This window comes from Aliirhizobium wenxiniae, from assembly GCF_019511445.1.
Taxonomy (GTDB): domain Bacteria; phylum Pseudomonadota; class Alphaproteobacteria; order Rhizobiales; family Rhizobiaceae; genus Neorhizobium; species Neorhizobium wenxiniae_A.
In genome coordinates this window covers 77,982-93,099 of the sequence record NZ_JAEUAN010000009.1, presented here as the reverse complement: position 1 = coordinate 93,099, position 15,118 = coordinate 77,982, and the positions used below count along the sequence as shown (strand labels likewise).

14 protein-coding genes are annotated in these 15,118 nt (G+C 61.6%); 4 read left to right on the top strand and 10 right to left on the bottom strand.

What is annotated here, in order from left to right:
- Nucleotides 1-142: 142 nt before the first annotated feature.
- Nucleotides 143-1,267, top strand: coding sequence for an iron-containing alcohol dehydrogenase family protein (locus tag JNB91_RS12935; RefSeq protein WP_220325926.1), 1,125 nt, complete (start codon nucleotides 143-145; stop codon nucleotides 1,265-1,267).
- A 117-nt stretch (nucleotides 1,268-1,384) separates the two neighbouring features.
- Nucleotides 1,385-2,113 (top strand): GntR family transcriptional regulator, encoded by a 729-nt coding sequence (locus JNB91_RS12930; protein ID WP_220325925.1) that lies wholly within the window; start codon nucleotides 1,385-1,387, stop codon nucleotides 2,111-2,113.
- A 33-nt stretch (nucleotides 2,114-2,146) separates the two neighbouring features.
- On the opposite strand, the gene JNB91_RS12925 is transcribed toward JNB91_RS12930, so the two are convergent.
- On the bottom strand, nucleotides 2,147-3,196 hold the full coding sequence (locus JNB91_RS12925) for a lipoate-protein ligase LplAB (RefSeq protein ID WP_220325924.1): 1,050 nt from the start codon (nucleotides 3,194-3,196) through the stop codon (nucleotides 2,147-2,149).
- A 44-nt stretch (nucleotides 3,197-3,240) separates the two neighbouring features.
- The gene (locus JNB91_RS12920; protein WP_220325923.1) at nucleotides 3,241-4,035 is read right to left on the bottom strand and encodes a MetQ/NlpA family ABC transporter substrate-binding protein; all 795 of its coding nucleotides are present in this window, start codon (nucleotides 4,033-4,035) and stop codon (nucleotides 3,241-3,243) included.
- Between JNB91_RS12920 and JNB91_RS12915 the strand changes: the two genes are divergently transcribed.
- Entirely contained in the window at nucleotides 4,034-4,177 is a 144-nt protein-coding gene (locus JNB91_RS12915) for a hypothetical protein (RefSeq protein WP_220325922.1), read from the top strand. The two genes, JNB91_RS12920 and JNB91_RS12915, sit on opposite strands and share 2 nt — an antisense overlap.
- A 37-nt stretch (nucleotides 4,178-4,214) precedes the next feature.
- On the opposite strand, the gene JNB91_RS12910 is transcribed toward JNB91_RS12915, so the two are convergent.
- The 5 genes from JNB91_RS12910 to JNB91_RS12890 are packed head-to-tail and all read right to left on the bottom strand — an operon-like array spanning nucleotide 4,215 to nucleotide 9,130.
- Nucleotides 4,215-4,982 carry a 5-formyltetrahydrofolate cyclo-ligase gene (locus tag JNB91_RS12910; RefSeq protein WP_220325921.1) on the bottom strand — a complete coding sequence of 256 codons (768 nt, stop codon included), beginning with the start codon at nucleotides 4,980-4,982 and terminating at the stop codon, nucleotides 4,215-4,217.
- 20 nt (nucleotides 4,983-5,002) lie between these two features.
- The gene (locus JNB91_RS12905; RefSeq protein ID WP_220325920.1) at nucleotides 5,003-6,613 is read right to left on the bottom strand and encodes an ABC transporter permease; all 1,611 of its coding nucleotides are present in this window, start codon (nucleotides 6,611-6,613) and stop codon (nucleotides 5,003-5,005) included.
- Entirely contained in the window at nucleotides 6,603-7,373 is a 771-nt protein-coding gene (locus JNB91_RS12900) for an ABC transporter ATP-binding protein (RefSeq protein WP_220325919.1), read from the bottom strand. Before JNB91_RS12900 ends, JNB91_RS12905 begins: the two co-directional genes overlap by 11 nt.
- The gene (locus JNB91_RS12895) at nucleotides 7,373-8,344 is read right to left on the bottom strand and encodes an ABC transporter substrate-binding protein (RefSeq protein WP_220325918.1); all 972 of its coding nucleotides are present in this window, start codon (nucleotides 8,342-8,344) and stop codon (nucleotides 7,373-7,375) included. The genes JNB91_RS12900 and JNB91_RS12895 overlap by 1 nt, the downstream gene beginning before the upstream one ends.
- A gap of 45 nt (nucleotides 8,345-8,389) precedes the next feature.
- Nucleotides 8,390-9,130, bottom strand: coding sequence for a 5-formyltetrahydrofolate cyclo-ligase (locus JNB91_RS12890; RefSeq protein WP_223218165.1), 741 nt, complete (start codon nucleotides 9,128-9,130; stop codon nucleotides 8,390-8,392).
- 97 nt (nucleotides 9,131-9,227) lie between these two features.
- Here JNB91_RS12890 and JNB91_RS12885 point away from each other — a divergent pair, with 97 nt between their 5' ends.
- Entirely contained in the window at nucleotides 9,228-10,073 is an 846-nt protein-coding gene (locus JNB91_RS12885; RefSeq protein WP_220325917.1) for a MurR/RpiR family transcriptional regulator, read from the top strand.
- Between the two features lie 7 nt (nucleotides 10,074-10,080).
- Here the strand turns inward: JNB91_RS12885 and JNB91_RS12880 are convergent, their stop codons facing one another.
- From JNB91_RS12880 to JNB91_RS12870, 3 genes are read right to left on the bottom strand one after another with little or no spacing between them, the layout of a single operon-like run.
- Complete coding sequence (locus tag JNB91_RS12880) at nucleotides 10,081-11,193, bottom strand: ABC transporter permease (protein WP_220325916.1); 1,113 nt, start codon at nucleotides 11,191-11,193, stop codon at nucleotides 10,081-10,083.
- A 3-nt stretch (nucleotides 11,194-11,196) separates the two neighbouring features.
- Nucleotides 11,197-13,980 carry a ribosome-associated ATPase/putative transporter RbbA gene (gene rbbA / locus JNB91_RS12875; RefSeq protein WP_220325915.1) on the bottom strand — a complete coding sequence of 928 codons (2,784 nt, stop codon included), beginning with the start codon at nucleotides 13,978-13,980 and terminating at the stop codon, nucleotides 11,197-11,199.
- Between the two features lie 10 nt (nucleotides 13,981-13,990).
- Nucleotides 13,991-15,061 (bottom strand): HlyD family secretion protein, encoded by a 1,071-nt coding sequence (locus JNB91_RS12870; protein WP_220325914.1) that lies wholly within the window; start codon nucleotides 15,059-15,061, stop codon nucleotides 13,991-13,993.
- Between the last annotated feature and the right edge of the window lie 57 nt (nucleotides 15,062-15,118).

Sequence of the window (15,118 nt, the reverse complement as noted above, 5' to 3'; positions counted from 1 at the left end):
CTTTGGTGGCTTGATCGGAGGAGCGGAAAAGGGCGGGGCTGATCACCTCTCCAACTCCGCTCCTTTGCCTTGTCGGAGAAGCGGAATTGCCGGCGGCCTATCGGTTTTTGAAGAACGTAATAGACATATTGGAGTGACGATAATGACGGGTTCAAATTGGGATTTCAGATTGCCGACTGCGGTCCATTTCGGTTGGGATCGATTGTCGACCCTACCCGATATGATTTCGAATTTGGGTGGTCGTCATGTGTTTGCGATGATTGGACGCAGCTTTCTCGACCGCGTCGGCGAGGCAGGATTGAAAGAGCTGGTCGGCTCTGCAGGGCTGACGATCTTTACCGATATCGAGGAAAACCCGTCGATCGATACGGTCGATACGGCCGCAGCCCGTTGCCGGGGGAGCGGTGCGGACATCATCGTTGCGATCGGTGGCGGCAGTGTGCTGGATGCGGCTAAATGCGTGGCGCTGCTGCAGAAGAATGAAGGTTCGATCCGGGACTATCTCTATCGGGAACGCAAGCCCGCAGGCCGCGGCCTGCCGCTGATTGCCGTGCCGACGACGGCCGGGACCGGCAGCGAGGTGACGCCTTTTGCCGTGATCACCGACAAGGACAAGAATGCCAAGCCGGCGATTGCCTATCCCGAGTGCTTTCCGGATCACGCGATCGTCGACCCGGCGCTGACGCTCAGCATGCCGACGGCGGTTGCGGTTTCAACCGCGCTCGATGCGATGACGCAGGCGCTGGAAGGGTTCTGGTCGACGCGCGCCAATGACATGACGCGGGCGATGGCTTTTCGTGCGATCGTGCTGATCTTCCGCAATATCGAGGCCGCCTGCCTCGACAAGGATCGCGATGCGATCGAGCAAGTAACGCTCGGCAGCGTGATCGGCGGCACGCAGATGGCGATGATCGGCAATACGGCGCTGCATCCGCTTTCCTATCCGCTGACGCTGGATTACGATCTTCGCCATGGGTTGGCCTGCGCGATCTATGTTCCGGCCTTCCTGCGTTTCAACAGGTCAGAACTCGGCCTCTGGTTCGATGATCTTCTGACGGTTCTGGGGTTCGGTTCGGTCGAGGAGTTCGCTTCGGCTTTCGAAGCCAAGATGGAAAGGCTCGGTGCGCCGACACGTCTTTCTGCGCTCGGTGTCACCCGCGAAGCGATCCCGCAGATCGTCAAGAATGGCGTCGGTCGTTCGACGGATTTCAATCCGCGCAAGCTGACCCCGGAAACCATGGTCGAAATCCTCGAAACCATGCTGTGACCTGAGGGCACCGCACCTTTGACAAGCCGATTGCTGCCGGGCCATGCTCGGCAGCAAAGAGGGGTGGATTCGCGAATGCGGTCCCGAATGCCAAGAACAAGCCGTGAGAAAGTGGATATGGAGGATAATAATCCCCCGCAGGAGCAGAGAAAAAACCTGGCGAGCATACGCGACGAACTGGACCTGCGCAGTGCCAGCACCTCGGCGCTGATCTATCAGGTCCTGTGGAACGATATCGTGTCGCTGCGCCGTTATCCGGGCGATCCGATCCTGGAGAAGGAGATCGCCGCGCAGTTCGGCGTGAGCCGCACGCCGGTGCGCGAGGCGATCCTGCGGCTTTCGAACGAGAAGCTGATCGAGATCCTGCCGCAATCGGGAACTTTCGTGGCGCGTATCGCGCTCGATACGCTGCCGGAGGCGATCGTTGTCAGAAAGGCACTGGAGGATGTTACGGTCAGGGCGGCGGCGGTGAAAGCCAGCCGGACGCAGATCGCGACTTTGCGCGCCAATCTCGAATTGCAGAAAGTGCAGGCGGCGGAGGCCGATTACGAAGGGTTTCGCCGGACCGATGACACGTTTCACACGTTGATCGCCGAAGCCGCCGGTTATCCCGGCATCTGGGAGATCATCAAGTCGGTGAAGATCAAGGTCGACCGTTACTGCCACCTGAGCCTGCCGAAACCGGGCCGGATCGCGCGGCTGATAAAAGAACATACGGCGATCTTCAATGCCATACGCGACCACGAGCCAGATCGCGCAGCCGAGGCGATCCACGCCCATCTCGACGCCATCATGACGGGTGTCGAGATGCCGGAAAATCTGGCGGTCTTTACCGTCACGCGGTGAAATGACCCGGCGCTTCAACGCCGGGCTGTCATCTCACGGGATGTGGCGCAGCCACTCTTCGCTGGCGAATTTTTCGGCTGCGAGCTTTTCGGCTGCCGCATATTCTTCGTCAGTGATCGACCCGGGCGTACCGCCGTTCAGCGAAACAAAAGTTTCCTTCATGCGGCGGATGATTTCGGCACGCGGAAGACCGGTCTGGCTGCGCAGCGGATCGACGCGCTTTACCGCGCTGGTCGTGCCCTTGTCGCTCAGCTTTTCGCGGCCGATGCGCAGGACCTTGACCATTTTTTCCGCGTCCATGTCATAGGCCATGGTGACGTGGTGGAGGACCGCGCCGGAAGAGAAGCGCTTCTGCGCCGCGCCACCGATCTTGCCCTTTGAGCTGGAGATGTCGTTGAGCGGCTTGTAGAAGGCGTCGATACCGAGCGAGATCAGCGCCTTCAATACCCAGTCGTCGAGGAAGGCGTAGGAATCGGCAAAGCTCATGTCCCGAACCAGTTCGCCCGGTACGTAGAGCGAATAGGTCACGCTGTTTCCGGGTTCGACCAGCATTGCGCCGCCGCCGGTGATGCGGCGGACGGTTTCGATGCCGAATTCCGCGGCTGCCTCCATATCCACCTCGTTGCGGAGCGACTGGAAACCGCCGAGAATGATGGCCGGACGTTCCCATTCCCAGAAACGTAGGCAGGGGCCGCGACGGCCGGACGCCACTTCCTTAGCCAAAACCTCATCCATGGCGACATGCAGGGCAGGGGTGAGCGCCGGGGTTTCGATGATCTGCCACTCGTAATCGCGCCATGTGCCGGTGACGCCGAGTGCGCGGCGAACGGCGATCGCCACTGCTTCCGGGCTGAAACCGATCATTTCCGCGCCCGGGCGCAGGCCTGCGCGCACGGCGGCGATAATGTCTTCTACCGTGGAAGCGGCGGACAGGCCTTCGAGAGAAGAGCGGATATCGTCAAGCGCTTCAGCCGGTTCGAGGAAGAAATCGCCAGAGACCTGGACATCCGCGAGAACGCCATCGCGGACTTCGAGATCGACGACAACGAGCTTTCCGCCCTGAACCTTGTATTCACCGTGCATAGTCTGGCTTCCTACCTGAATTTACCCTGCTGACTTCCGCGCATTCACGGGAACGAGACGAGGTCTCCGTAAAGCGAACGGAGCTTTGCCTTTACAGCGTCAGAACCGCGGTAGATGTCAATGAATTTGCGCAGGCGCGGATCGTCGCGCATATCGGGCCGGGTGACGAACTGGAAGGCGTAGATCGGATCGTTCTCGAAGATCAGGCCGGATGCCGGGTCGAGGCCGGCAAGTTTTGCGAAGGTCGGGTAGGTGGCGGCGGCATCGACATCATCGAGCGCACGGGCGATCTGAGGGCCGTCGAGCTGGGTGATCTGCAGGGGCTTCAGCCACTGGACGATATCTTCGAGCGTGGCGCGATGGCCGACACCGGGTTTCAGCTCGACAAACTTTGCCTGCTGGAGGAGGAGCAGCGAACGGCCGGTATTGACCGCGTCACCGGAAAACGCGATCTGCGCGTTGTCGGGCAGCTCTTCCAGCGACTTGTACTTCTTCGAATAGAGGCCGAAGGGCGTGGCGTAGGCAGGCGCCACGGCGACGAGATTGCGCCCGCCGGCCTGGTTGGTGAATTCGAGATAGGGGATGTGCTGGAAGAGGTTGGCGTCCATTTCCCGATCGGCCACCGCCATGTTCGGCGTGTTCCAGTCGTTGAACTCGGTGAGTTCAACGTTGAGGCCCTGGGCTTTTGCCTCTTCGACGGCAACTTCGGCTGCCTGATTGGAAATGCTGGTGGCAAGCGCGATGCGCAATGGGGCCTCGTCCTGCGCCATGCCGGCGGAGGCGATGAGGGAGGATGCGATCAGGATTGCGATCTGGAGGATATGCCTGAGAGAGACCATGGACGTGCTCGCAAATGGAGTAGGCGCGGCGGCACTGTCACTGCACCGCATTTTTGTGGTGCTTTACCCCTGTTTGGCGATGCAATCCATGGGGGAAATGAAAAATATACTTATTGAGTCAAGTTTATGGAATGGAGAGTGACTACCGGCAGTGTTGCCGGTAGTCACAAGATAAGGGATCAGAGGCCCATGGCCTTCAGTTCCTGCAGCGGCGGGATGGTGTCGAACATGTGCTGGTCGAGACGGTCCCAGATGATGCCGCAGGTCGGCTTGTGCGGGCCGGAAACGTTGATCGCGCGCGTCGGCGTGAAGATGACGTCGACGACCGTGTCATAGACATCGGGGTTGAGCTTTTCCGACAGGACCTGGCAATCGTGGACGACGGCGGCGCAGGGGGTTTCGACGGAGATCTTGCCGAGCTGGTAGAGCATGCCCCATTCGGCATCGAAGAAACCGTGGCCCTTGCCGAAGCGCACGCCGTCGAGATTGATCGCGCCGGTGCCGGTGACCATGTAATCGACATTCGGAAGCTTGGTCTGGATATCGGCAAGCGTCATATGCTGGCCGACGCGTTCCATGCCGTCGAGGGTCGAGGCGTAGAGATAGGTTTCCGGGTCGATCTTCTTCGGATCGAGCAGCCAGAATCCGCGCTTGATCGAATAGGTCGTCATCAGCACCAGCTTGCCATCCTTCAGCGCCTGCAGGCGCAGGCGGTCAAGGCAGTTGTCCGGCGTGATGAAGATCAGGCGGGCGTCGCGGTAATAGGGGTTGTCGATCAGACGGTCGACAGCCGCTTCACCGCCTTCGAAATCGGCGATGAATTCGCCGAAATCGAAATGGAAACGGCTGTCGGCGACGGCGACCTTGCGCAGTTCGGTCCAGACGCGTTCGCGCACGGACGACTTGTGATCTGCGATTTCAGCGTAATTGGACGTTTGAGGGGACATGGGGGTGCTCCTTGTAAACCTTAGGCGGCCGGCTGCATGCCGCGTTTGCGCAGCATCTGCCGTTCGATGACGATGACGATTTGATAGAAGAGAACCGAGATGAGGACCGAGACCACGGCGACTGTCCAGATCATGCCGTAGTCGAGATAACCTCGCGATTGGTTCAACAGATTGCCGAGCCCGGTGCCGGTGGCGAGCCATTCGGCGATCATCACGCCCAAAAGCGCGCGCGGAACGGCAAGCCGCATGGCGGCGAAAAGATAGGGCAGGGATGCCGGGATGGAGACGAGCCGAAGCTGCGCAAACGGGCTGGCGCCATAGGCGCGCACCACATCGAGCGCGCCGCGCGACACCATGCCGAGCCCCTGCGCCAGCGTGACGAAAGCCGGGAAGAAGGTGACCGAGATGGTGATCCACAGGATGACCGACGGGCCGCGACCGAGAAGCAGCACGAGAAGCGGCGTCAGCGCCACGAGCGGCATGGTCTGCGTCACCAGCGCCACCGGCATGAACGAGCGGACGATGCCGGGGCGCACGACCGAGGCGAGGGCAAGCGCAAAGGCGAAGGCTAAGCCGGCGGCCATGCCGATCAGCGTCATCGGCAGCGTCTGGCCCAGCGCTGCGAGAAGCCGGGTTTGCGCCGAGGTCGCGGAGGGGGCGAGGAAGAGATAGTCGAAGACGCCTGCCGGGGTTTTGGCGATCATGGCTGGCGTGCCGAGAACTTTTAAGAGCAGCCACCAGACGATGAAGGGGAGCGCGATCGAGGCGAGCGTGATGGCGATTGTGGAAAGCCAGTGGCCTTCCGAGCGGATGCCGGGCGGGGTGGCGGCGACGGTGACGGCGCGGGTGGAGCGGGTGAGGCGAGCCTCGATAAGCGCGAAAATACCATAGGCGATCAATGCCATGGCGGTGGCAGCAAGGCCGATGCCCCAGAGGCGGGCGGGATCGGCGCGGCCGAGCGAGCCGATCAGATAGGCGCCGAGGCCGAAACGACCGCCACCGCCGAATTCCGCCAGGATCGAGCCGAGGACTGCGGCGGGGGCCGCGATCCGCAAACCGGCGAGGATGGCGGGCAGGGCGGCGCGGATTTCGACCAATCGCAGGAGAGCAAGGCGGCCGCCGCCATAGGCGCGCACCACGTCGAGCATGCGCCGGTCGGTCTGGCTGATGCCGGTGACGGTGGCGCTCATGGTGACGAAATAGCAGCCGAGTGCGGCGAGCACGACGCGCGGCGTCATGCCGGAAAAGGTCAGCACGAGGATCGGCGAGATGGCGATCGGGGGTAGCGCGAAGATCGCCACATTGAGGCCGCGGCCGAGCCTTGCCGCAACCGGCGAGACGGCGAAGAGGATGCCGGCGAGGATGGCGAGACCGTTGCCGATCAGGAAGCCGAGCGAGGCTCCCTGGAAGGTGGCGAGGATATGGGCGGGATAATCACCGCGATCCGACCAGAAGCGGATGAGCACTTCCGTCGGGGCAGGCAGAGCGCCGCCGGCGACGAGCTTGAAACGGCCAAGGATCTCCCAGAGGACGAGCAGGATCGCCGCATTGCGAAGCGCGGTCCAATGGCGGAATCCGGTTTCGCCTTTGGTCGTCCCGGAGGAAGCCCCAATCGCTGTCTCAGTGGCCATCCAGAGCCTCCGCGACCTGATCTTCGAGCGCATGGAATTCCGGTGTCGTAAACACTTCCGGCAGGCGCGGGCGGGCGAGCGGGATGTCGACTATTCTGCCGATACGGCCCGGGCGGCTCTGCATGACGACGACACGGTCGGCGAGGAAAACGGCCTCGTCTATGCCGTGGGTGACGAGTAGGGTCGTGGCGCGGCTTTCCATCCAGATGCGCTGCAGTTCGAGATTCATCTGGCGACGCAGGATCTGGTCGAGCGCGCCGAAGGGTTCGTCGAGGAAGAGAACTTTTGGATCGGTGACGAGGGCGCGGGCGATGGCGACGCGCTGGCGCATGCCGCCGGAAAGCTCGCCGGGGAGCGCCTTTTCAAAACCCTTCAAGCCGACGAGGGCGATCAGTTCGGCGATCTTGGCGGAGAAATCGGAGCGCTTGCGGCCGAGCACGTCGAGCGGCAGGGCGATGTTGTCTTCGACGCTGCGCCAGGGCATCAGGGCGGCATCCTGGAAGGCGACGCCGGTGAGGCCAGCTTTTGCCGCCTGCTGCGGTTTCATGCCGGCAATGCCGATCTCGCCTGCGGTTGCGTCATCGAGACCGAGCGCCAGGCGCAGCATGGTGGACTTGCCGCAGCCGGACGGGCCGATCAGCGCCGTGAACGAGCCTGCGGGACAATCAAGCGAAACGTTGTCGAGCGCCTGAACGACAGTCCCGCGCCCCTGAAAGGAGCGCGAGACGGTTTCAAGCGTAATGCCGGTTTGAGAGGTCATCAAACTTCTTCGAGAACGGTGGTGTCGAAGTGTTCGCGCTTGGCGGTGATGCCGACGGCGGCAAGCGCCTCGATATTGGCGGCGATCGCCTCTTCGCTCATGAAGAAGATGCCCTTCGGGTTTTCCATCAGCGGCTTCTGCGCGGTGTTGAAATAGACTTCGTTCTCGATCGAACGGCCGGTGCCCTTGAACCAGGTATCGGCAAAGGTCTTCGGGAAGGCTGCCGGATCGGCGAGGTTTTCTTCCCAGCCCTTGCGGCTGGCCTTGAGGAAGGCGACGATTTCCTTGCGCTTGGCCTTCAAGGTTTCTTCGGTGACGACGACGGTGTCGTTGAAGATGGTGAAGCCGAAATCATAGAGCAGGAAGGAAGTGGCGTCTTCGCCGGCCTGCTTGATGGTGAAGGGGACGTTGGTGGTGAAGTCGACGGAGGCGTCGATCTCGCCCTTGATCAGCGGGGTCGGGTCGTAGGCGTAGGGCACGATGTTGACCTGGCTTTTGTCGACGCCGGAGATCTTCAGCATGGCTTCGACCGAGATGACGTTGACCGGCGGAACGGCGAGCGTCTTGCCGATCAGGTCCTTCGGTTCCTTGATCGGGTTTTTCGCCAGCGACACGATGCCGATCGGGTTCTTCTGGTACTGGGCGCCGATGATCTTGAACGGTGCGCCCTGTTCGACGATTGCCTTGATCGTGGTGTCGGGGGTGGTCAGTGTCAAGTCGGCCTTGCCGGCGATGATCGAGCTTTCCGGGATGACGTCCGGGCCGCCGGAGAGATATTCGAGCTCAAGCCCGGCTTCCTTGTAATAGCCCTTGTCGGCGGCGAGGAAATAACCGGCGAATTCGGCGTCGTTGATCCACGAGGCCTGGAAGTTGAACGGGGTGGCGGCAGAGGCCATGCGGCCCATCATTGGCATGGTCGCGGCAGCGCCCATCAGGCCCATGAAATGGCGGCGGTTGAGGGAGAGATGCATCGGGCTGTTCCTTGGTTGTCGGGGTGTAGTCTTAAAAACTGTCTGTCAGACGATGCCGCGCATGCGGGCCAGTTCTTTCAGCGGCGGCGTATCGACGATCTCGTCGCGCGCCAGCCGCTCCCATTTTATGCCGCGGGGACGCCGGTTGTGGCGCTCGACCGTTGCAAGGCGGCTGGGCGTGGCGATGAAATCGACCTGGATGTCGGTTTCGCTGGGGCTCAACTGTTCATCGACGACCTGGACGTCATGGACGATCGCCGCGACCGGCGTCTTTTCATCGAGGAGGCCGAGATCGGTGAACATGCCCCATTCGAGATCGAAAAACGTATGGCCCTTGCCGAAACGAATGCCGTCCTTCGTTACCGCCGATGCACCGGTGGCCAACAGGTCGAAACGTCCGATCGAGGTGAGTTCCTCGAGGCTGACAGCACGGGCGAAATGTTCCATTCCGTCGAGCCATGCGGCGAAAGGGGCAGCCTCCGGCGGAACGACGCCGGGGGCCATGTAGAGAAAGCCGCGCTGCATGTTGTAGGTCGACATGACGAAGGCCTTACCCTCGACGATCAGCCGGCGGCGAAGCTCGGTCATGGAATTGTCGGGGGTAACGAAGGCCAGCTTCGAGCCGGTGAAGGCCGGGAGCGCCGCGATGCGATCCGTCGCCTGTTCGACGCCTTCGAAATCCGGAATGAACTCGCTGAAACTTAAGTGAAAGCGCGTATCGGGGCGCGCGACAACCTTGAGGTTGTCCCAAATTCTCTGCCGGATCACGCGGGGTTGTGCCATCATGGCCTCTGTTTCAATGTTTCATAATTGTGAAACAATAGTTTCATTGTTGCAAGAGGGGTGCTAGTCTTTTTATGCAGAGCGGCAAACCGGAGAATTCATGGCCTCGCGTCTCGTCTTGCGCATTCAGGAACGCTACCAGCGGCTGACAGCCGGCGAGCAGAAGCTTGCCCAGCTGATCCTTGACCGGCAGGACGATATCCTGACCCATTCGGCGACCGAGATTGCCGAGATGGCCGGGGTTTCCAAGGCAACCGCCGCGCGTTTCTTCCAGCATCTAGGCTATGCGGATTTTAACGAAGTCAAGTTGCAGGCGCGTGAAGAGCGCAATCGTACCGAGCCTTACGGCTATTCGGTTACGCGGTCGGAACAGGTGGCGCTGGGGCGCACGATCGGTGCGCATCTGGAACTGGAACTGAAGAACCTCACCAAGACATTTGAGGAAATGCGCTCCGACAAGGTGCGGCAGGCGGCGGAACTGATTGGGGCCGCGCCAAAGGTGTGGGTTCTCGGGCTCGGCGTGGAAGAGGGCGTGGCGCGTTATGCGCGGCTGGTCTTTTCGCGGTTGAGGCACAGCGTGATGATTCTCGGTATTAATCAGGGATCGTGGGCGGAAGATCTGGCGATGACCGGGCCGAAGGACGTGTTGCTGCTGGTGACCCTGCCGCCGCATCAGCCGATCCTCAAACCGATCCTCAGCCACGCGGCGACGAGCCGTCTCAACATCATCACCATCACCGACCGCAACTCGATGCTGGAAGCGCAGCGTTATTCGAACGTCGTCTTGCCCTGCCATGTGGCGAGCTTTGCGCTCGGGCCGTCACATACGACGATATTGAGCACGGTGAGGCTTCTGGCGCTGACCTATGCGGCGCATGCGGGACGCTCGGCGCAGCAGCGCGCCGAGATCATCTCCGCCATCCATGAGGAACTGGGCGACCTCTAACTGCCCGCTATCGCAAGAACCGCCGGAAACGGCGCAACGCCAGCCAGAACAGCACCGACCCGATGACCAGCAGTGCGAGCAACTGCGGCCAGACGACGTCGATCTGCGCGCCGCGGAACAGCACTGCCTGCGCAAGGATGACGAAATGCGTGTTGGGCGCGAGAAGCATGATGTGCTGGATGATATCCGGCATGCTTTCGCGGGGTGTCATTGCGCCTGAAAGCACCTGAAGCGGCAGCAGTACGAGGATCAGCAGCAGGCCGAATTGCGGCATGGAGCCGGCGACCGTCGCCAGAAATATGCCCATCGAGGTGGTGGCGAAGAGGAACAATGCCGTGCCAGCGACAAAGACTGCCGGCGATCCCTCAATCGGGATAGACAACAGCCCCTTGACGATGATGAACAATGCGAAGCTGGAGGCGAGCAGTACGACGAGGCCCATCGACCAGATCTTGCTGAGCATGATCTCGACCGGTGTGACCGGCATGACCAGCAGATGTTCGATCGTGCCGTGTTCCCGCTCCCGGATAAGGGCGGCACCCGTCAGGACTATGGAGAGAAGGGTGATCGAGGTGATGATGTTGGTGATCGAGCCGAACCATGACTTGTCGAGCGATGGATTGAAACGTGCGCGCAGCGTGAGATCGACCGGGACGTTGCTCTGGCTGCGGTAGCGGTTGAGGAACTCGCTCACCTCGTTTGAAACGATCGTCTGGATATAGCCGCTGCCGCTGAAGGCCTGGCTCATGCGGGTCGCATCGACATTGAGCTGGATGACCGGTTGCTGGCCCGCCAGCACGTCGCGCTGGAAATCCGGCGGGATATTGAGCGCGAACGTGTCGAGGCCGGCATCCATGCGGCTGTCCATCTCGGAGATCGAAATCTGTTTCGGGGGCACGAAATAGGGAGGCATGAAGGCTGTGCCGATGCGGCCCGACAGCGGCGACTGGTCCTCGTCGACGATGGCGACCGCCGCATTGTTGAGCGTTTCCGGCATGGCGCTGGAGCCGGTATAGATCTGCAGACTGAAGGCGTAGACGATCAGAAGGAGCAGCATCGGGTCGCGGGCGAGACCGCGTAATTCCTTGAGACCGAGTTGAAAAATGTTGGAAGAGAACATGGGTCAGCTCTCCTGCTTCTTGAGAAGCACCGCGCCGAGCGCGGCCAGAATGGGGATGGCGATCAGAAGCGGCACGAAGGAACCTGCAAGGCCGGCGAAATCCAGCGCCTTGGAGAATGTGCCGCGCGAGATCGTCATGAAATAGCTGGTCGGGTAGATCTGGCCAATCAGGGCGCCCGCGCCTTGAAGCGAAGAGACCGGGTCGGTCATGCCGGAATATTGGGTTGCCGGGATGAGCGTCAGAAGCGCGGTGCCGAAGATCGCGGCGATCTGGCTCGACATGAAGGTGGACATCAATATGCCGATCGAGGTGGCGATGATGACGTAGAGCAGGGCAGCCGTCGCATAGGTGATGAAACTGCCGGTGAAGGGCACGCGAAAAATCAGCGTGGCGAAGGCGACCAGCAGCAGGAAATTCAGCATGCCGAGGATGATATAGGGCAGCTGCTTGCCGAACAGGAATTCCAGCCGGGTCACTGGCGTGACATAGAGGTTGATGATCGAGCCAAGTTCCTTTTCGCGCACGACGCTGAGGGCGGCAAGCATGGCCGGGATAAGGATCAGAAGAAGCGGGATGACCGCCGGCACCATGGCGACGAGGCTCTTGACGTCGGGATTATAGCGGAAGCGGGTTTCTATGGAGAAGGTGCCTTGCGTCGCCGCAGCTCCGTTGATCTCTTTCGCCTTGCGGTTCAGCCAGTTGGCGTGCATGCCCTGGACGTAACCGCTGACGGTTTCGGCCCGCTGCGGCATGGCGCCGTCGATCCAGGCGCCGACCTCGACGGTGTCGCCGCGCAGCACGTTGCGGCCGAAGCCGGGCGGGATCTCGATTGCGAGACTGATCTCGCCCTCGCGCATGCGCCTGTCCATGTCGGCATAATCGCGGATCGGCTCCTTCTCGATGAAATAGCGCGAGCCGGCGATGTCGAGCACATAGTCGCGGCTGATCGTTGAGTCGTCGCGGTCGAGCACGGCGAAGGTGAGGTCCTCGACATCCATGTTGATGCCGTAGCCGATGACGAACATCAGGATGACGCTGCCGAGCACGGCGAGCGTGGCGCGGATCGGGTCGCGCTGCAGCTCCAGCGTTTCTCGCCGCGTATAACTGAACATGCGGCGGAAATCGAAGAAGCGGCGCTTTTTCGGGGCGTGGGTGTCGTGCGACAGGATCGGCTTTGCTGGCGTCGGATCGGCTTTCCTTTCAGTCTTTTCGGATGGCGCGATGCCGGACGCTTCTTCCAGATAGGCGATGAAAGCCTCTTCAAGCGTGGCGGCATTGCGGCTTTTGGCGATCCCGTCCGGTGTGTCGCTGATCAGCACCTTGCCGGCATGCATGAGCGAGATGCGGTCGCAGCGTTCCGCCTCGTTCATGAAATGGGTTGAGATGAAGATCGTGACGTTATCCTTGCGGGAAAGATCGGCAAGGATCTGCCAGAAGCCATCACGGGCGATGGGATCGACGCCTGAAGTGGGTTCGTCGAGGATCAACACGTCGGGGCCGTGGATCATCGCCACCGCAAGCGATAAGCGCTGGCGGATGCCGAGCGGCAGGTTGTCGGGCAGCGTTTCCATGACGTCGGCAAGGCCGAAGCGGCTGGCCATCTCGTCGATCCGCGCCGGGATCTTTTCCTCCGGCAGCTTGAACAGGCGGGCATGCAGATCGAGATTCTGGCGCACCGTGAGTTCGCTATAGAGCGAAAAGGCCTGGCTCATGTAACCGACGCGGCGGCGCACGGCCATGTCGCTGGCATCGACCGTGCGGCCGAAGAGCTTCGCCTCGCCTTCGCTGGCGGCGAGAAGCCCGGTCAGCATCTTCATCGTCGTCGACTTGCCGCAGCCGTTGGAGCCGAGAAAGCCGAAAATTTCGCCGCGCGGAATCTGGAAGCTGACATTATCGACGGCGGTAAAGCTGCCGAAGCGCATGCTGAGATGGCTGGCCTCGATGGCGTAATTTTCCACCCCGCCCTGTTCGCGCGGCGGGATGACGACATCGACATGGCCACGACGCTCGGCTTCGGGGAGAAGCGCGATGAAGGCTGCGTCGAGATTGTCGGTGCGGGTGCGGGAAAGCAGCTCCTGCGGCGTGCCCGTATCGAGCACCTTGCCGCCATTCATGGCGACCAGCCAGTTGAAGCCGGCGGCCTCTTCCATATAGGCGGTGGCGACGATGACGCTCATGCCGGGGCGCCCGGCGCGGATCGTATCGATCAGCTCCCAGAACTGCCGGCGCGACAGCGGATCGACGCCGGTCGTCGGCTCGTCGAGGATCAAAAGATCCGGGTCGTGGATCAGGGCGCAGCAGAGGCCGAGTTTCTGCTTCATGCCGCCGGAAAGTTTAGCCGCGGGCCGGTCGGCGAAGGGGCCGAGGCCGGTACTCTCCAGAAGTTCGCTAATACGGGCTTCTCGCTCCGCCTTGTCCTGGCCAAACAGGCGGGCGAAGAAATCGACATTCTCGAAAACGGATAGGGTTGGATAGAGGTTCTTGCCGAGCCCTTGCGGCATATAGGCAATTCGAGGGCAGGTGGCGTTGCGATGGCCGGCGTCGGACATGTCTCCGCCAAGCACTTCGACCATGCCCTTCTGGATTGCGCGAGCGCCGGAGACGAGCGAGAGCATGCTCGACTTGCCGACGCCATCCGGGCCGATCAGGCCGACCATGCGGCCGGACGGGATGTCGATCGACACGTCATCGAGGGCGATCGTCTTCTTGTAGGCGAGCGAGACCTGCTGCAGCCGGACCACCGGCTCTGTTCTGTCGCTCGGGGTGTTTTTGTCGACGGCGTCCATCTCGGCGCCGTCACTTCACGAGGTTGCGTTCGATGTGTTCGGGCCATTCCGCTTGCGGGTCAAGCCGGACATAGGCCATGCCGGGAAGCCCGGTCTTGACGTACTGGATATATTTCTGGAGCAGTTCCTGCGGGATCTGGGCACGGACGCGAAACGTCAGTTTCTGGCGCTCTTCCTCGGTTTCCACCGTCTTCGGGGTGAACTGCGCGACATCGGCGACGAAGGAGACCTTTGCCGGGATGGTGAGCTGCGGGGCGGCGTCGAGCACGAGGCGGACATCGGAGCCGATCGAGGTCCGGCCGGCCTCGCCGGTCGGCAGGAAGAAGGTCATGTAGACATCGCCGAGATCGACGAGATTGAGGACGCGGCCTCCGGCGGACAGCACTTCACCGGTCTGGGCAACACGATACTGGATGCGACCGTCGCGTGGCGAGGTGAGCGTGCTGTCGGCGATATCGGTATCGACGCTGTCGATTTCGGCCTTGGCCGCATCGACGGCCGCTTCGGCATCGACGATCTGCGCCTTGGCGGCGTTGATCGCCGCATCGGATGCGGCAAGCGATGCTTCGGCCGAGGCAAGTGTGGCGCGGGCTGCCTGTTCCGCCGCCTCGTTGTCGTCCACCACCTGCTGCGAGATGGTGTTGTTGGCAAGCAATTGCCGCGAGCGGGCATTGGTCTTTTGCGCTGAGTCGAGCTGGGCCTTGCGCTGTTCGATCACGGCAAGCGCCGATTTGCGCTCGGCCTCCCGCTGGGCGACGAGGCTGTGGGCGGTATCGACGGAGATTTCGGCGCGACGAAGCTGGGCTTGCGCCTGACGTTTTCCGGCCTCCAGCTGGGCAGTATCCATCTTCGCAAGAACCTGGCCGGCCTTGACGAAATCGCCTTCGCGCACGAGCAGTTCCTGCAGGCGGCCGGCGGTTTTTGTTGATATGTCGATTTCCACGGCCTCGATGCGACCATTGCTGGAGGTGAAGCCCGCGGCTAAGCTGTCACCACGGAAAACCGTCCAGGCGTAATAGCCGACAGCGACCAACACGACGGCGATAACGCCCCAGACCCATCCCTTTATGGACTTCGCCATAACGACCCCCAGCAAGTGCCAATGTTCCCGTGAAGATAGACTTATGGCGTTCCGGGG